Raw genomic sequence first — 17,384 nt, 5'->3', positions numbered from 1 at the left:
CTTATGCCTGCATGTTTGGGAGAAATCAGGGCTGGCTTTCAGGTTTTTTAAGATCTGTTTCCGAATGGAGCGAGGCTTGATCAGCCGTTTCAGGCTGCGTTTCGCTTGTCCGGGGGGCGCGCTTCTCCTTGGGAACCGGCTTTTTAACCATCTCAGCCTCAAAGCAAGCCTGCAATTCATCCCTTTTTTTAGGATTGTCGAGTCCTTTGATTTTGTCCTTCAGGACATGCTCGAGGAATGATTCCCAGGTTTGCGGAACCTTCTGCGAACGGAAAAAACGGATATTGTTTTTGATGAGCCGTCTTTCCTTGGAATTGGAATAGGTGTCCTTATATCGCGTTACGAACGAGAAGTCGAGCTGATGATACACAGCGCGGAAAATATCCGCTGTCATCCGGGCATCGTCCAGCGCGCGGTGCGCAGAACCGTCGCTGCTGAGTCCAAGATCGGTTAAAGCGGCTTCAACGCTGACGTCGTTGGTCAGCCCCTTGCAGCGCAAAAAACCTTTTAGCAAATCGTAATAATCGTTGCCCAGCCAAAAGCTGTCATCCAGCTTGTGCATTCTCGTATCCAGCACAATCCGCTTCAAGTCCTCTCCGCCCCAAGCTACAAGCATCAGCTGCTCGCTCCGTCCGAGCCATTCCAGAAAACGGCCAATGACCTTTGGGAAACGATGGGCAGTATCAATCGACTCCTGAGGGATGCCGGTTTTTTTTTGAATAAAGCTGTTTAGTTTTGCAAAATAAACCGGTTTGACGAACTCTGTAAATTCATCCACGGGCTCCAAATCCTTGTTTAATCGGACCGCGCCAATTTCGATGACCTCCATCGGCAGCTCGCTGGCAAACTTGCGGCCGTTAAATTCAATGTCCAAAATAATATAATCCAAATGAGCAACCTCCGATTTCATAAACTCCATTTATTTATTCTATCAGATGTCGACCCGCTTTGCTCATTCTCCACAAAATCGCTATACTAGATGAGGCGAACAAAAAAATAACAGCGAATGGGGCCGCCGTGTGAAAAGTTCTTCCGATCGCCAATTGCACACGCTGGCATGTCGTCCTGTTTTCGATTGTTCAACTTATATATGTTAGATAAGGCAACAGCATTCCGGGGCTGATTTAATCTTACAAATTTGTAAGCTTGCCGAAAGGGAAATCGATAGCGATGATATTTCCGCCTTTTTATACTGACTTATGTAAAAGCATAACGATAGAATAAGAATCGACTGCAACTTCATACATACGGGAGTGGAAAAATGGAACAGTTTATTTTGATTTTGAAGTATTTGCTATTGGGCATCATTCAAGGCGTTACAGAGCCAATCCCCGTGTCATCAAGCGGTCATTTGATTATTGCGCAGCAATTGATGGGGATGGAACACAGAGGGCTGGCGTTTGAAGTGTTTTTGAATACCGCCTCCTTGATTGCGATTTTGTTTATTTACAGAGAGATGCTGCTGAAGCTTGCGGTAAACGGCTGCAAATTTATGACAACGCGCAAAAGGGAATACAAGTCGGACTTTATGTTTATCGTTTATATCGTTGTTGGCACGATTCCGGCAGGCATACTCGGCGTTTTGTTCAAGGATCAGATCGAGTCTGTTTTTTCATCGGCCAAAATGGTGGGGCTTACGCTTCTGATTACTGGCGCGGCGCTATGGCTGATTCGTAACCTTAGAGGGGTAAAGAGGGAAGGGGATCTGAAGCTCAAGGACGCCATACTTGTTGGCTTGGCTCAGGCAGTGGCGCTGATTCCGGGCATTAGCCGTTCCGGTGCAACCGTTATTGCTTCGATAGCGGTAGGGATGAAGCAGGAGACCGCATTGCGCTTTTCCTTTATGCTGTACATTCCGATCAGCCTTGGCGGGCTGCTGGTAGGCGCTTCCGATATTGCGTCCGATCCCGAAATGTCCACGCTTTGGCTGCCTTATGCTATTGCGTTTATCGCTACGCTAATATTGACCTACTTGTCCATGAAATGGCTGATGAATATTATGGCCAAGGGCAATTTGGGCTATTTCGCTTATTATTGCTTTGCCGCAGGAATTTTGCTGCTGGTATTGCTGTAAGAGGTCTTCGCCTGGCTGTCGCTTTTTTGCATTTAGTAAAAAAATAAAACCCTTCAAGCTCCTGTTCCCTCAGGGCTTGAAGGGTTTTTCGCGTACAGCACTACATTAACACACATACAGTGACAGCGCCTTCATTATAGTTAACAGAAATGGTGTAACAACATCCCCAATATTCTCAAGAAGTTTATGGGGTGCCGCTTACGCTGCTTCCGCTTTTGTTCAGCGTATATTGCAGCACTTCTCCGCTCCAGAAATGGAATTTCAGAATGACGGTGCCGTCATGCACCTCATTAAAAAATTCCTGCTTCAGCAAGATTTGATTGCTGGCGTAAACCGGCTCGAATGTTCTTGCAAATTCCTTGAAGGATGTCCAATTTTGCGGGCCGGCATTGCCACCGTAGGAGTAGTTGGCCTCCATGGTAGCCAGCTGGTCTCCATTAAAGGATGCCGGAATGGCAAAGCTGCCCGTGCTGCCCCAAGCAGCAGACAAGGTGGGCGTGTTGTACAGCATCACGTTGAAGGTCCAGTCTGCCCCTTTGCTGAAGCTGGCTTTGATGGCTGTTTTGCTGCCAAGCGCGGCTGAGGAGGTCAAGCTGCTCAATAGCCCGGCTTTAAGCGTCAGCGTGCCGGAGCTGAAGGTGTAATCGGTGCCGGCAGTCAGATTGACGCCTCCGATAGAGAGATTCAGAAGTGCATTGCCAGGCTCGTTAAGCTCCAGCGCGATAGACTTGTCCGTGACAGGCTGTCCCTGCTTGACAAAAACCTGATCGGTGGCGGCTGTTGCCGAACGTCCGCTCCAGCTGGCTTCCATCATGTCGAACAGCTGCTGATCCTTCCACTGATAAGTCGTCCGGTTAAAATGCTGCCCGTTGTCCCAAAGCATATGGGTCAGCCCCTTGAGCTGGGCGTAATGTATCATATATTCAAAAAACTTGAGCTTTTCGCCTTGCTGAATGGTGCCGGTATGCTGGTCAAAGCCCAGCAGTCCAAATTCTCCGATAACAACGGGAATGCCACGCGCGGTAAAGGTGTTGTAGATGCGGTCGAAGGAAGAGACGATATCATTACGGGTTGTCGCGTCAAATTTAGTAAACCCGGCAATATTGACGCTGAACGGCCAAAATCCGTAATAATGGATTGTTGCAATCAGGTTGGGATCGTTAAGTCCGATGATGGAAGTGTATAAAGCATCAAGATGATGCTGCTCGGAGGAGGTATGCATGGTGGGCAGCACAAGCGGGCGAGTAGCATTGTTTCCGCCGGATGTACGAACAATATCGTAGAAGGATTCGTTGAGCGTATTTAGCATTTCCTGTTCGCCGGCTATACCGGGACTGCTGAATTGCGGCTCGTTCACACTTTCGAACATAAGCTTGCTGGAGTGGTTTTTGAAGCGGTCGGCGAGCTGCTCCCATATGGCGTTAAACCGCTCAAGCACCTGTGTTCTCTGATAACCCATGTTGTTAACCCATCTCCAGGAGTCATGGTGAATATTGAGCATGACATATAAATCCTCGTCGAGCGCCCAATCAACAACCTCCTGAATCCGGTTCAGATAAGCAGGTGTAATGGTGTAGCTTGGCCCCGCGCCAAGCTTGTGCTCCCAGGTGACTGGAATGCGAATGCTTTTAAACCCTTGGTTTGCAATTTGTTCAATTTGCTGCTTGGTGACAATAGGGTTGCCCCACGCCGTTTCGTTTTCGGCGGATGGATTGGATGTGCCCCCGAGACCGACAGAATCAAAGCTGTTGCCCAAATTCCAGCCAGGCTGCATATCTTCAACATAGGCTTGCATGCTGCTGGCTGTTTGAACGGTGATGCCATTGTTTCCCTGAGGGGCGGCTGAACTCCAACCGGATGCCAGAAGTGCTCCAATTAGCATGAATACAACGATGTACATCTTTTTTCCTGATAGCTTCATCACTTTAACCTCCTTATGGAATAGGTGTAAAAATAATGAAAGCGCTGTACAACCCAACAATACCATATAATTACAAGTTAATCCATGTGATTGGGTCCTTTAGTGATAAAATAATTTGCCGAAATGAGACAGCGGGTTTACAATTAAGCTTATGTTTTGTAAGCAGCTACTAGAAAGGGAGTACTCATCATGAATTCCGCATCTTTATCTCATTCTTCGTCAACGCGCTCGCGCAGGTTGTTCCTCGCCGCCGTGCTGGGGTCGCTTGCGGCGATCGGGCCGCTTAGCATCGATATGTATTTACCGGCGCTGCCTGCGCTTGCAGAGGAGCTAAAAACCTCGGCAAGCTTGACGCAGCTTAGCCTGACCGCATTTTTGCTTGGTATAGCGCTTGGCCAATTAATCGTTGGTCCCATCAGCGATGTGCGCGGCAGACGTTATCCGCTCATTTTTGGCGTTGCAGCTTATACGCTAGTTTCCTTTCTTTGCGTCTTTGCCCCTAGCATCTGGACGTTTGTGCTGCTCCGGCTTGGGCAAGGCCTGGCTGGCGCAGCGGCGATTGTGGTAGCCAGGGCAAGCGTCAGGGACTTATATTCCGGCGTAGAGTTAACCCGTTTTTTCGCGCTGCTTATGCTTGTTAACGGCGCGGCGCCGATTTTTGCGCCCATTATCGGCGCGAATATTTTGACCTTTACTTCATGGCGGGGCGTATTTGCGGTGCTGGGCTTTTTGGGCATTCTTATGCTTGCTGCGGTGCTGCTGGGCCTCAAAGAAACGCTGCCCCCAGAGCGCCGCTCCAAGGGCGGTATGGGCAATATGCTCATGAGCTACAGAAAGCTGCTTGGCAATCGCACATTCGTTGGGTATGCGCTCACGCAAGGCTTTATGATGGCGGCGATGTTTGCGTATATATCGGGGTCTACCTTTGTCCTGCAGCAGCTATTCGGCGTGTCTGCCAAAATGTTCAGCCTTATTTTTGGCCTGAACGGCCTTGGCCTTATTATTGCAACACAGATAGCGGGAAGATTGGCGGCCCGGATTGAAGCCCGGCGTTTGCTCGGCTTTGGCCTTGCGATGGCTGCTGCGGGGGCGCTGCTGCTGATGGCTTCTGCTTTGCTGAAGCTTGGTCTGGCTTTTGTCATTCCCGCCTTTTTCCTTGTTGTATCCAGTATCGGCATAATCTCTACAACGACCACCTCGCTATCGCTTCAGGATCAGGGCAAATCGGCGGGAAGCGCCTCGGCGCTGCTGGGTATGCTTTCGTTTATTTTTGGCGGAGTAGCAGCTCCCCTGGTTGGGCTTGGCGGCGAAACAACCGCCGTTCCGCTGGCAGCTGTCATGCTGCTTATGGTCACTTTGGCTGTTGTTAGCTTTGTTTTACTGACGGGCCAGCGCAAAAAAGCGGCCTGACGTCTGGCATGGCAGTGGCAGGGTGACACGCCAAGCGTGAGCGGCATTGCGCCAGCGTGTACGGCATTGCGCCAAGCGTGTGCGGCATTGCGTCAAGCGTGGGCAGTATCGCGCCATTAGCCCGTTTCCAAGTCAAACGGACATTCGACTGCTGCTTATGAGATGAGGCAAGGAGCATATAATCACCGAATCTCCAGAACAAAAAAGCAGGTGTTCCCTGAGCGGGACCGCCTGCTTTTTTACCCAAACGTCTTCTTCTTCATTTCATGGATAAAGGCGACCGACAGTGATGAGAGTTTTGTACGATGAATCATACAAACGCAATGAGATGAGCGTCGGTGTGCGCGGTTTTGTACGATGAATCGTACAAACGCAATGAGATGAGAGTCGGTGTGCGCGGTTTTGTACGATGAATCGTACAAACGCATAGAGATTACCGTCAGTGCGCGCGGTTTTGTACGATGAATCGTACAAATGCAATGAAATGAGCGTCGGTATGCACGGTTTTGTACGATGAATCGTACAAACGCAATGAAATGAGCGTCGGTATGCGCGATTTTGTACGATGAATCGTACAAACACATCAAGAATAGCGTCGGTGTTCGCTGCTGGCTTGAACGCTTTATTGGACCGGATTGGCGTAGGCGACGTATACGGTAAATTCATTGCTTTTGTAGACACAATCACTTTCGCTAAAGCCTGCTTCGTCAAGCCATCCCAGCTGTTCTCGCAAGCCGGCGTTGATATCCTGTTTGCGGCGTTCGAGGGAAGCCTCCAGCGCTGATTCCGATAAGCCGCTTCTGCGGACGGAATCTATCCACGCCCGGCGATAGATTTGATCCCAGCTATCCGACGGCGCTGCCGTCTGGTCTGCATTCATGAACAAGCCGCCGGGCGTGAGCCAGCCCCGGATTTTTGCGAACAGCGCCTGTTTTTGCTGATGGGACAGATGATGGATGGAAAGGGCGGATACGACGGCGTCAAAAGGTTCGGCAAAATCATAGTTGGTGTAATCTGCTGCGATATAGGTGACTCGGCTATCGTCCTGAAAGCGGGATTTGGCTTTTTGCAGCATTTCTTCGCTGAAATCTATTAATGTCATTGAAGCGTAGGGAAATTTTTCCAGCAGCATGGCGGACAACAGCCCGGTGCCGGCTCCCAGGTCCAGAATGCGCGGCTTCTCCTTTTTAATCTCCGTCCAGCCAACTGCCGCTCCGTAAAATTCGTCAAAGCAGGGAATCAGCCCGCGACGCTCGACATCATAATTTGCAGCAGCCTTATCGAATTGAAATTTTACGCCATGTTCAGTCATGAACGACCGCCTCCTTGTTTAAGATACATCAAGCATAAATGGCATTAAGTCTATATGGAAATATATAAAAAGAATATATTTTATAGTTTAAAACTATAAAAGAGTGGGTTAGCGACGGAGCGGCGGGTTGGAAGGCTTCTCCTCTTTGGTTGGAAGGTTTCCTCTTTGATTAAAAGGTCTCCTTTTTGTATAGTCGTGAAGTCAATCTCTTCAAGGGTCGCATTGCCTCTTATCTTGTGTTATGTTGAAGAAAGCAGTGCAAACCATTGAAGGAGTGAGCCCATGAGCAGCGTGAACAAGGAAAACTGGATTCTTCATTCTGTTATTTTCAGCTTGAAGCATGAGAAGGGATCGGAGGCCGAGCAGCGCTTTTTGGCGGACGGCGAGGCGATCCTGACCTCCATTCCGGTGGTGAAGGCCTTTAAAGTGTACAAGCAGGTCAGCGCAAAAAATGATTACGACTTTGGATTTTCGATGGAATTTGCCAATCAGGATGAATATGAAGACTACAATGCCCATCCCCTGCATGAGAAGTTTGTGAGCGAGCGCTGGGAAACTGAAGTGGAGAGGTTTCTTGAAATCGATTACCAGCTTCGCTAAGGCCTGTTTGTAAACGCATTCGGGGCAATTGCCGGATTCCCCAAAAAAGACTATAATGGCAAGAGAATAACATACATTTTCAAACCTAAACGCACCAAAGGGGAGATGGACGCACGTGAAAAAAATAAAGATTTTGCAAAGAATGGCGGAAGCCGGAGTAGTAGCTGTCCTGCGGGCGGACTCGCCCGAGGAAGTAGCGGAAATGGCAAGACAGGCTGTCAAAGGCGGCATCAAGGTTATCGAAATTACGATGACGGTGCCGTTTGCCTTAAAGGCGATTGAGCAATTGTCCAGGGAATATTCAAGCGACGCGCCGCCTGAAAGCGACAACTACGCGATTATCGGCGTTGGAACGGTGCTGGACCCTGAAACGGCTCGCGCAGCCATTTTGGCTGGCGCAGAATTCGTTGTGGCACCTTCCCTGAATCCGGAAACGGTCAAGCTGTGCAACCGCTATGCCGTTCCAATGCTGCCGGGCACAATGACAATTCTGGACATTCAAACCGCGCTGGAGCTAGGTGCGGACATCGTCAAGCTGTTCCCTGGCAATCTGTATTCGCCAAGCGTCATTCCTTCCATCAAGGGACCGCTTCCTCAAGCCAACATCATGCCGACAGGCGGCGTTTCTCTGGATAACCTGAAGGATTGGATCAAAGCCGGAGCAGTAGCGGTGGGAATTGGCTCCGACCTGACCAAAGATGCAGTAAAAACGGGGGATTTTTCCCTTATCGAGAAAAAAGCGGCAGCGTATATGGCTGCGTATCGCGAGGCCAAAGGCGTGTAACGACGTCTGCATCCTGACGGCGCCCCCAAGCGGAGGGCGCTTTTTGTTTGACGCAGAGAGCTTGACGCAGAAAGCAGATAGGAAGCAGGCAGAAAACAGGCAGAAAGCTGGCAGGAAGCGCATTGAACTTGAATGAAAGCGTTGCGCAAAGTCTTGATTCCTGCCCCGTTTTCCGTTATAAAGGATAGGGTAAGGGTTGTTAATTGGGTTTGGACTTTTAGTGAAGCTAAGCGCAAATTTGAAAAAAGGAGTCGTTGCGGCAATGGAATATCGGATCGAAAAGGATACGATGGGTGAAATCAAGGTTCCTGCAGACAAGCTATGGGGAGCTCAAACGCAGCGCAGCCTGCAAAACTTCAAAATCGGCGGCGAACGCATGCCAATCGAAGTCGTATACGGAATGGCTATTATCAAAAAGGCTTCCGCTCTTGCGAACAGCAAGCTGGGCGTGCTTGACGGAGATAAAGCAAGCGTTATTGCCGAAGCAGTCGACGAGATTTTGAGCGGCAAGTGGGACGAGCATTTTCCGCTTGTTGTTTGGCAGACAGGCAGCGGCACGCAAACCAACATGAACGTAAACGAAGTGGTGGCTAACCGCGCCAACCAGCTGCTTGCCGAGCGCGGCAGCGCCGTGCGCATTCATCCCAATGACGATGTCAATCGCTCGCAAAGCTCCAACGATACCTTTCCTGCAGCCATGCATATCGCGGGCGTTATTGCCGTCGAGGACCGGCTGATTCCGGCGCTGGACGTGCTGAACCGCACCTTGCATGAAAAAGCGGAAAAATTCAACGATCTGGTCAAAATCGGGCGCACTCACCTTCAGGACGCCACTCCCATTACGTTGGGGCAGGAAATCAGCGGCTGGTACGCGATGCTGGACAAAACGCGGGCTATGCTGATTCAAAGCGTAGATACAATGCGCGAGCTGGCGCTGGGCGGCACCGCGGTAGGCACGGGCCTGAACGCCCATCCCGACTATGCGGTAGCGGTAGCGGAGGAAGTAACGGCGCTTACGGGCAAAACCTTCGTAACGGCGGCGAACAAATTCCATTCCTTGACCAGCCACGACCAAATCGTCTACACGCATGGCGCAATCAAAGCGCTGGCGGCGGACCTGATGAAAATCGCAAACGACGTACGCTGGCTGGCAAGCGGCCCTCGCTGCGGCATTGGCGAAATCGTCATTCCGGAAAATGAGCCGGGCAGCTCCATTATGCCGGGCAAGGTCAACCCGACGCAAAGTGAAGCGCTGACAATGGCGGTCTGCCAGGTCATCGGCAATGATACCACAATCGGAATTGCGGCGAGCCAGGGCAATTTTGAGCTGAACGTATTTAAGCCGGTCATTATGTATAATTTCCTGCAATCCCTGGCATTGATGGCGGACGCCATGTTGTCGTTCAACGACAATTGCGCCGTTGGCATCGAACCGAACGAAGCCGTGATCAAGCGCAACCTGGACCAGTCACTCATGCTGGTAACGGCGCTGAATCCGCATATCGGCTATGAAAATGCGGCAGCCATCGCCAAAAACGCCCATAAGCAAGGTTTGACGCTTAAGGAATCCGCGATTGCTAGCGGCCTTCTGACCGCAGAGCAATTCGACGAATACGTTAAGCCTGAAAATATGATCGGCAAAAGATAACAACAGCAATAATAAAGAGACGGCGGCTGCGTTTGAAGCGCGAAATTTCGCCTGACTTATTCAACGGCACTCTTTGTCCTTTATGGACAGGGGGTGCTTTTCACTTTTTTCCGTTTCATGCATAATAGATCAATATATAAGCCGGAGCAATGAGTACCAGCCCGGATTAGCCGTAGCTGTGGAGCACCGGCCCAAGCAGTGACGGTAGCCGGGTTGATGGAGGGATACAGAGCCGTGTCAGACTATACCTATTATTTGCCGGTTTCGGTTCATCGGTTAACGGGCGACAACCCGTCACTGATGACAAAATATGAATGGGGCAGCAGCAAGGTAATCCTGATCGCAACGGATGGCTGGAGCCGGGTTTTGCTGCGTGGCGCTGAGCAGAGGCTTGTCAGGGGCAGCGTGTTATGCTGCGACAGCTTTCAGCATTTCCGCTGGCTTGAGACAATCGCTTTTAGAGCCATTGCAGTTGAGTATCAGGCAATGACGCTTGATGGAAGGCGGCCTTCCCCGGTAGCATTGCCGCTAAGGCCGTTTGCGGGCTCGCAGGAAATGCTGTTGCTTGGCCAGCAGCTGGAGACGGCATGGAAAGAGCGGCTGAATAAACCTCTGGACCCTCAGCGCCTTTTGCTGGAGCTGCTGACAAGGCTGCATGAGGAGCGTCAGGAGGGAGGCGCAGCACAGTCTGTACCCTGGCTGTCTCGTGTGCTGGATTTATTGCATCGCCGCTATTTTGAAGAATGGACGCGCGAAAGCCTTGCGGATTATGCCGGCGTCAGCCCTGAGCATTTTTCAAGAGTCTTTCGCAAGGAAACGGGCAGCACCTTTAAGGCCTATCATAATTTGCTCCGCATAAGGGAGGCGCAACTGAGGCTGCTTACAGGACAAGCTCATAATGTGCTTGAGCTTTCCCGCCAGGTCGGGTACATTGACAGCTATTATTTTAGCAAAAAGTTCAAAAGCATTATCGGTCTGGCTCCGTCCCTTTATTTGCAAAAGTCTCGCCGCATTGTTTCCTCAAACTATAATCATACGGAAATGCTGCTGGAGCTGGACGTTGCTCCTGTGCTTGGCGCATATGCGCCGTGGTCGCGCCACCAGAGGCCGGAGGGCGAAAATGAAAAATGGGAGCTGCATTGGTCGGCTGGATACGGCACTTATGAGCAGTTGGAGCAATGCAAGCCCGATGTCATACTTGGCTATGAGCTATTGGCGGAGGATAAACGTCTGTATCGCTATGGAGCTGTTGCGGCCTTGTCATTATTGACGCTTTCCTGGCGAGAGCAGTTTCGCATCATTGCAAGCATAGCGGACCGGCGTGAGCGGGCGGAGGAGCGTCTAAAGGATTACGATCAAAGGGCAGCTGAAGCTAACACTGTACTGGACAAGCGGGGCATCGTCAGAGGCACGGCGGCTGTATGGGAAATCTATTCCGAAGTTGCTTACGCATTTGATGAAACCTATGGACGCGGCGCCCAGGTATTGTATGGCGATTTGGGATTTTGCAAGCCGGCGGAGCTTGTGCAGCAAGGCTTGGACAAAAAAGGGTTTTTGAGCTTTCCTATATCTGAGGTGGCTGATTTCGACTGCGATTATCTGTTTATCGTCGCTATGGAGGATTCCATCGAGTCCAAAAAGCTTTTTCATTCTCCTGCATGGGGCCGGCTGCGGGCGGTTGCTCGGGGAAGGGTTTACGTTATTAACGATTTTGAGCTTTTTTACGGATTTGATCCTGGTTCGACCAGGCTTCAGCTCAAGCGCTTGATTGAGTGCTTGACATCATAAATGAACATGGTCGCGAGTCATAGAATGACATTCCCCTTAAATGGATTCAGCGGTAAAGTAATCTAATGATAATGATTATCATTATAGAAATCGCGAGAGGGGAAAAGAATTATGAAAAATGTACAACCAAAATGGAGGATAACGGCGTTGCTGCTGGCCCTGCTGCTGACAGCCGTTTTGGCTGCGGCCTGCGGCCAAGCCGATCAAAATAAGGACCCGGAGGGTCAAGCATTGGAAACAAGCGCAGGAGCAGAAGAGAAGGAGGCATCCGGCACCAAGACAGTTTCCACTGTATTTGGTGATATTGAAGTGCCGGTTGCAGCAAAACGGATTGTCGCCGACGATTATTTGGGAAGTCTGATTGCTCTGGATGCTATCCCTGTGGGCACACCGGGCCTTCACCTTAAAAATCCCTATTACATAGAAGCGCTTGAGGGAGTGGAGGATATAGGCGATTATGGCAATGCCTCTTCTGAAAAAATAATCGCTTTGCAGCCCGATTTGATTATTACAGCTACCAACGATGATGCCCGATTTCAGCAAATGAACAAAATTGCTCCAACGATCGCTATCCCTTATGGCGAGCTGAAAAATGCGCATGAGGAGCTTTCCTATTTTGGAGAGCTGCTCGGTTTAAAAGAGAAGGCCGACAAATGGCTGAGCGATTACGATAAACGAATTGCGGCAGCCAAAGCAAGAGTGGATGAAGCAATTCCAGCCGATGCCACCTTTACTATTTTCGAGCGGTCGGACAAGGCAGTTTGGGTGTATGGAGATAATTTTGGACGCGGCGGCCAGCCGATTTATCAGGCATTGGGACGCGCTCCAAAAGCAGAGGTGGCCGATGAAATTATGGAGAAGCAATGGAAGGAATTATCAATGGAGATTTTGCCGGAATATGCGGGCGACTACCTTGTTGTGACTGTCGGCTCAATCAGTGAATGGAATCTGCAAAAATTTAAAGAGGATCCCATCTGGGGCTCTCTGGAGGCTGTTAAACAGGACCGAATCTATCTGTGGCCGGAGGAGAGAAGCTGGTACTACGATCCTATCGCCGTGCTTGCCCAGACGGAGGAGCTTGCGAACTGGCTGGCTCCCTGAGCTTGATGCTGCGCGCTAAAAATAACCATTTACAAAACCCCGGGCTGCTGCGAAAATGATGGATGGAATAATAACCTGCAGCCGGGAGAGAGCACCATGATATATGTGGCAAGCCTGTTGTTTTTAATTACGATTATTTTTGTTATCTGGCAGCCCAGAGGGCTTGGCATCGGCTGGACGGCAGCCGGAGGCGGTCTGCTGGCGCTTGCGTTTCAGGTCGTTTCCCTGCAGGACGTCTGGACGGTGACCGGCATTGTATGGAATGCCACTTTAGTATTTATCGCCGTTGTTTTGATTTCGCTTATCCTGGATGATATCGGCTTTTTTGAATGGGCCGCGCTGCATATGGCAAGATTGGCCGGAGGCAGCGGCAAGCTTATGTTTCTGTATATGATCGTGCTGGGTGCTGCTGTGTCGGCCTTCTTCACCAATGACGGGGGCGCGTTGATTCTGACGCCGATCGTGCTGGCGATGGTCCGGGCGCTGAAGTTTCCTCAAGCGATGATTTTGCCCTTTATTATGGCCTCTGGGTTTATTGCCGATTCCACCTCGCTGCCGCTTGTTGTCAGCAACCTCGTAAATATCGTGTCGGCGGATTATTTTGGCATCAACTTTATTCAATACGGCAGCCGGATGATCGTTATCGGTATCGTTTCCCTGGGGGCAAGCCTGCTGTTTTTGTATCTGTTGTTCCGAAAGGGTATCCCTGCCCGCTACGAGCTGGATACGCTGGGCAAACCCGCTGACGCTATCAAGGACAAAAGATTGTTTAAGCTTTCATGGGTTGTGCTTGCTGTTTTGCTGGCTGCCTATCTGATAAGCGGATTTATTCACATTCCCGTATCGCTTGTGGCCGGTCCGATAGCGTTGATTTTTCTGATGCTGGCCCGCGCCAGCGGCACAATCGACACCGAAAAGCTGGTCAAGGGCGCGCCTTGGTCTATTGTTATTTTTTCCATCGGGATGTACGTCGTCGTTTATGGCCTGAGAAATGCGGGGCTGACGGATGCGCTGGGAACGCTGATTGGCCGGATGGCGGAGCAAGGCTTGTTCGCCGCTACAATCGGCATGGGTTTTCTGGCAGCCTTGTTATCCTCTCTAATGAACAATTTGCCTACCGTTATGATTAATGCGCTTGCTATAGACGGCATCGGAGCGCAAGGTGTTATCAAGGAGGCGCTTATTTACGCCAATGTGATCGGCAGCGATCTTGGTCCCAAAATAACGCCAATCGGCTCGTTAGCTACGCTGCTCTGGCTTCATGTTCTGTCGCGGAAGGGCGTCAAAATCGGCTGGGGCTATTATTTCCGCATCGGCATTTTGCTGACTGTGCCGACTTTACTGGTTACTCTTATTGGACTTTATGTGTGGCTGCTGATTATAACGTAAGAGGCAGCCGATTTTTCAGCCTTATATGCTTTGAAAATTTGAAAAACGAGGTGTGCGCCTTATGGGAAATCCTGCCCGTATAGAACTGAAGCCGCTGGAGATCAGCGATGCAGAGGCTATGCTGCAAATCAGAGTGGAAAACAAAGACATTATGAAGCCCTTTGAGCCTATTCGGGATGAGCGCTTTTGGACGCTGGAGGGCCAGAGGGAGCATATTGCTGCCGGCCTTGAGGCTATGCGGCTGGGGCAGAGCTTGCCGCTGGGCATATGGTTAATCGGGACGGGGAAGCTGATCGGCAGAATCGAATTATCCGGCATTGCCCGCGGCCCTTTTCAAAATGCCAATCTGGGCTATTTCATTCATCATGAAAATAGCGGCAAGGGCTTAATGACCGAAGCGGTGTCCCGCTGCATAGAAATGGCATTCCGGGAGCAGGGGCTGCACCGCATTCAGGCGTCGGTTATGCCGATCAATAAAGCCTCCGCCGCTGTTCTGGAGAAATGCGGCTTCAGGCAAGAAGGGCTTGCCCGCCGCTATTTGCATATTAACGGAAGCTGGGAGGATCATATCCTCTACGCCATTACGGATGATGCTTTTTGAGGTCGGATGCCCCCGGCCTAAGGCGTGTATGCATACACGCCTTATTCTGAAATATAATCCTCGACAATTCTTCGGATTTGGGCAACCGTGCCTTCGATTTCTACGTTTTCAATGACATGCTCGCAGCTTTTTCGATAGGTGACCTCCTCGCCGTAATGGCTTAGGTAGTTGTCGATAACGCCGTAGGACATGCCTTTGCTTTCCAATCTCTCCTGCACCGTTTTTTTATCCGCGTACAGAAAAATTCGAATGACTCTGTCCCCGTATTTTTTAACAATGGCGTCGCTGCCCTCACGGTTTACTATCAGGTAAACATGATTGCCGGTGTCCAGCGCCGTTTCGAGATAACGTCTGCCGATTCCGTAATAATGACGATCGATGATAACATGCTCGGCAAAATAATCGTTTAGCAGCATAAGCTGGAATTGCTGCGGGCTGACATACCGGTAATCGCTGTCGGGATGCTCGATGCTCCGCGGCGGCCGATCGGTGCAGGAGGGCACATGCTGGATGCCGTCTCTGCCCTTAAGCGCTCTATGGGCGGTTGTTTTGCGGCCAGAGCCTGCGGTGCCGGTAAATATAAAGATATAGGGACGTTTGGTTGCCATGTCAGTCACGCTCCTTCCTTATTTTTTATATCGTCACATTGCCCCGAATCTGTTAAAAACGGGAAAAGAGAGGAGGAGTGCTTGACGCGGCCTGTTTGTGATATGATGATCAAGAAGATAACATTATTTATAAAGTGGGTTTTTATGCATGCATTTATTATCAATTGAGAATATAACCAAAAGCTATGGCGAAAAAATATTGTTCCGCGACGTTTCGTTTGGCGTTGAAGAAGGCGACAAGATCGGCATCATCGGCGTAAACGGCACGGGCAAATCGACGTTTCTGAAGGTGATTGCAGGCGTTGAGCAGCCGGATTCCGGCAATATTTCCGTCGCGGGCGGCGCCGTTATCCGGATGTTGTCCCAGGACCCCGTGTTTGCGCCCGGCGAAACGGCGCTTCAGCATGTGCTGGGCGGAGACTCCCGGGAGCTGAAGGCGGTCCAGGCTTATTCCGCGGCGCTTGAGGCGCTGGAGCTGAATCCGGGCAGTGAGGAGCTGCAGCGCAGCTTGATTGCCGCTAACGCCAGAATGGACGAGCTTGATGCGTGGGGCCTTGAGAATGAAGCCAAAACCGCCTTGAGCAAGCTTGGCATTTCCGGTCATCATGACCTGGTGGAAACGATGTCCGGCGGACAGCGCAAGCGGGTTGCGATGGCGGCGGCGCTGCTGCTGCCTTCAGATGTTCTTATTCTGGACGAGCCGACCAACCACATCGACAATGAGTCCGTCGCCTGGCTGGAAGGCATGCTGCAGAAGCGGCGCGGCGCACTGCTGATGATTACGCATGACCGTTATTTCCTCGACCGCGTCAGCAATCGGGTAATCGAGCTTGACCGCGGCGAGGCCCATTTCTACCAGGCCAACTACAGCCGCTTTCTGGAGCTGAAGCTGGAGCGCGAAGAACGGGAGGCGGCATCCGAAGCCAAACGCCAAAATCTGCTTCGCAACGAGCTGGCCTGGATCAGAAGGGGAGCGAAGGCCCGCACCACCAAGCAAAAAGCAAGAATTGACCGCTTCGAGGCCTTGAAGGAAGCCGGTCCAAAAGGGGCTAACGGAAAGCTGGAGCTGTCTGTGGCATCCTCGCGGCTCGGCCGAAAAATTGTGGAAGCCGAGGCGGTGTGCAAAAGCATGGGCGACCGCCAGCTGATCCGGGATTTCAGCTATATTGCCGTGCCGGAGGATCGGGTTGGCATCGTTGGCCGCAACGGAATGGGCAAGTCTACGCTGCTAAAGCTGCTGGCCGGACGACTTCAGCCGGATAGCGGAACGGTTGAGCTGGGGCTTACCGTAAGGCTAGGCTGGTTTTCGCAGGAGCGCGAGGAAATGGATGAAAGCCAGCGGGTCATCGAATATATCCGCGAAGGGGCGGAGCAGGTCAAGACGGCTGACGGCACGACCATTTCCGCTGGACAGATGCTGGAGCGTTTTCTCTTTTCGCCTGCAATGCAGTGGACGCCAATCGGCAAGCTTTCAGGGGGAGAGAAGCGCCGCCTGCAGCTGCTCCGCGTGCTTATGGACGCGCCAAATGTTTTGATGCTGGATGAACCAACAAATGATCTGGATATTTCAACCTTGACCGTTTTGGAGGACTATCTGGATGATTTCCCGGGCGTTGTTTTTGTGGTGTCCCATGACCGTTATTTTCTGGACCGCACCGTGGATAAAATAATTGCATTTGAAGGCAATGGAATGATTGACCTGTATACCGGAAATTACAGCGAATATCAGGAGCAGGCCGTTAAGCGCAGCCTGCCGGATTCCGGAGAGGGCCGCTCCGCTGGATCGTCGGCCCAGCCTTCAAAGGCCGTAGCATCCTCTGGTACAGCGTCCTCCGGCGTTGCCAAAGCTTCGGGAGACGGAGGAACGCCGGATGGCGGCGGCCGCTCCAGGGGCAAGGAACGGGCGCTAAAGATGTCGTACAAGGATCAAAAGGATTTTGAGTCGATTGACGGATGGATTCAGGATGCTGAAGAGGAGCTGGCTGCGGTAGCGCGCAGGATGGAGGAAAGCGCAAGCGATTCCTCAGCGCTGCAGGAGCTGGCCGGGGAGCAGAGCCGGCTGGAGGAAAAGCTGGAGTCGCTGATGGAGCGCTGGACAGAGCTGAACATGCTGGCTGAAGAAATCGAGGCGCAGCGCAAAGGATAAAT

14 protein-coding genes are annotated in these 17,384 nt (G+C 51.3%); 10 read left to right on the top strand and 4 right to left on the bottom strand.

The annotated features are described in order from the left end of the window. Positions 1-25 precede the first annotated feature (25 nt). The gene (locus A7K91_RS10025; RefSeq protein ID WP_068682268.1) at positions 26-889 is read right to left on the bottom strand and encodes a 3'-5' exonuclease; all 864 of its coding nucleotides are present in this window, start codon (positions 887-889) and stop codon (positions 26-28) included. Between the two features lie 372 nt (positions 890-1,261). Between A7K91_RS10025 and A7K91_RS10020 the strand changes: the two genes are divergently transcribed. After that, positions 1,262-2,074 (top strand): undecaprenyl-diphosphate phosphatase, encoded by an 813-nt coding sequence (locus A7K91_RS10020; protein ID WP_068682233.1) that lies wholly within the window; start codon positions 1,262-1,264, stop codon positions 2,072-2,074. A 184-nt stretch (positions 2,075-2,258) separates the two neighbouring features. Here the strand turns inward: A7K91_RS10020 and A7K91_RS10015 are convergent, their stop codons facing one another. Then, positions 2,259-3,995, bottom strand: coding sequence for a cellulase family glycosylhydrolase (locus A7K91_RS10015; RefSeq protein WP_068682232.1), 1,737 nt, complete (start codon positions 3,993-3,995; stop codon positions 2,259-2,261). Positions 3,996-4,184: 189 nt separating this feature from the next. Between A7K91_RS10015 and A7K91_RS10010 the strand changes: the two genes are divergently transcribed. Then, entirely contained in the window at positions 4,185-5,405 is a 1,221-nt protein-coding gene (locus tag A7K91_RS10010) for a multidrug effflux MFS transporter (protein WP_068682230.1), read from the top strand. A gap of 622 nt (positions 5,406-6,027) precedes the next feature. Here the strand turns inward: A7K91_RS10010 and A7K91_RS10005 are convergent. After that, positions 6,028-6,717 carry a class I SAM-dependent methyltransferase gene (locus tag A7K91_RS10005; protein ID WP_068682228.1) on the bottom strand — a complete coding sequence of 230 codons (690 nt, stop codon included), beginning with the start codon at positions 6,715-6,717 and terminating at the stop codon, positions 6,028-6,030. A gap of 282 nt (positions 6,718-6,999) precedes the next feature. On the opposite strand from A7K91_RS10005, the gene A7K91_RS10000 reads away from it, so the two are divergent. From A7K91_RS10000 to A7K91_RS09970, 7 genes are all read left to right on the top strand, one after another. Beyond that, a complete protein-coding gene (locus A7K91_RS10000; RefSeq protein WP_068682226.1) occupies positions 7,000-7,317 on the top strand; it encodes a Dabb family protein in 318 nt (105 codons plus the stop codon). Positions 7,318-7,432: 115 nt separating this feature from the next. After that, the gene (locus tag A7K91_RS09995; RefSeq protein ID WP_068682224.1) at positions 7,433-8,101 is read left to right on the top strand and encodes a bifunctional 2-keto-4-hydroxyglutarate aldolase/2-keto-3-deoxy-6-phosphogluconate aldolase; all 669 of its coding nucleotides are present in this window, start codon (positions 7,433-7,435) and stop codon (positions 8,099-8,101) included. A gap of 262 nt (positions 8,102-8,363) precedes the next feature. After that, positions 8,364-9,749: a class II fumarate hydratase gene (gene fumC / locus A7K91_RS09990; protein ID WP_068682223.1), complete on the top strand. Its 1,386-nt coding sequence runs from the start codon at positions 8,364-8,366 to the stop codon at positions 9,747-9,749. A gap of 234 nt (positions 9,750-9,983) precedes the next feature. Then, positions 9,984-11,537, top strand: coding sequence for an AraC family transcriptional regulator (locus A7K91_RS09985; RefSeq protein WP_068682221.1), 1,554 nt, complete (start codon positions 9,984-9,986; stop codon positions 11,535-11,537). A gap of 111 nt (positions 11,538-11,648) precedes the next feature. Then, complete coding sequence (locus A7K91_RS09980) at positions 11,649-12,638, top strand: ABC transporter substrate-binding protein (protein WP_068682219.1); 990 nt, start codon at positions 11,649-11,651, stop codon at positions 12,636-12,638. Between the two features lie 96 nt (positions 12,639-12,734). Continuing rightward, positions 12,735-14,027, top strand: coding sequence for an arsenic transporter (locus A7K91_RS09975; protein ID WP_068682215.1), 1,293 nt, complete (start codon positions 12,735-12,737; stop codon positions 14,025-14,027). Between the two features lie 61 nt (positions 14,028-14,088). Then, a complete protein-coding gene (locus tag A7K91_RS09970; protein WP_068682213.1) occupies positions 14,089-14,628 on the top strand; it encodes a GNAT family N-acetyltransferase in 540 nt (179 codons plus the stop codon). A gap of 41 nt (positions 14,629-14,669) precedes the next feature. On the opposite strand, the gene A7K91_RS09965 is transcribed toward A7K91_RS09970, so the two are convergent. After that, entirely contained in the window at positions 14,670-15,236 is a 567-nt protein-coding gene (locus A7K91_RS09965) for a guanylate kinase (RefSeq protein WP_082967353.1), read from the bottom strand. Between the two features lie 148 nt (positions 15,237-15,384). Here A7K91_RS09965 and A7K91_RS09960 point away from each other — a divergent pair, with 148 nt between their 5' ends. Then, positions 15,385-17,382, top strand: coding sequence for an ABC-F family ATP-binding cassette domain-containing protein (locus A7K91_RS09960; protein ID WP_068682209.1), 1,998 nt, complete (start codon positions 15,385-15,387; stop codon positions 17,380-17,382). The last annotated feature ends 2 nt before the right edge of the window (positions 17,383-17,384 follow it).

The organism is Paenibacillus oryzae (genome assembly GCF_001675045.1).
In the GTDB taxonomy this organism is placed as follows: domain Bacteria; phylum Bacillota; class Bacilli; order Paenibacillales; family Paenibacillaceae; genus Pristimantibacillus; species Pristimantibacillus oryzae.
This window is presented reverse-complemented; position numbering and strand designations above follow the sequence as displayed.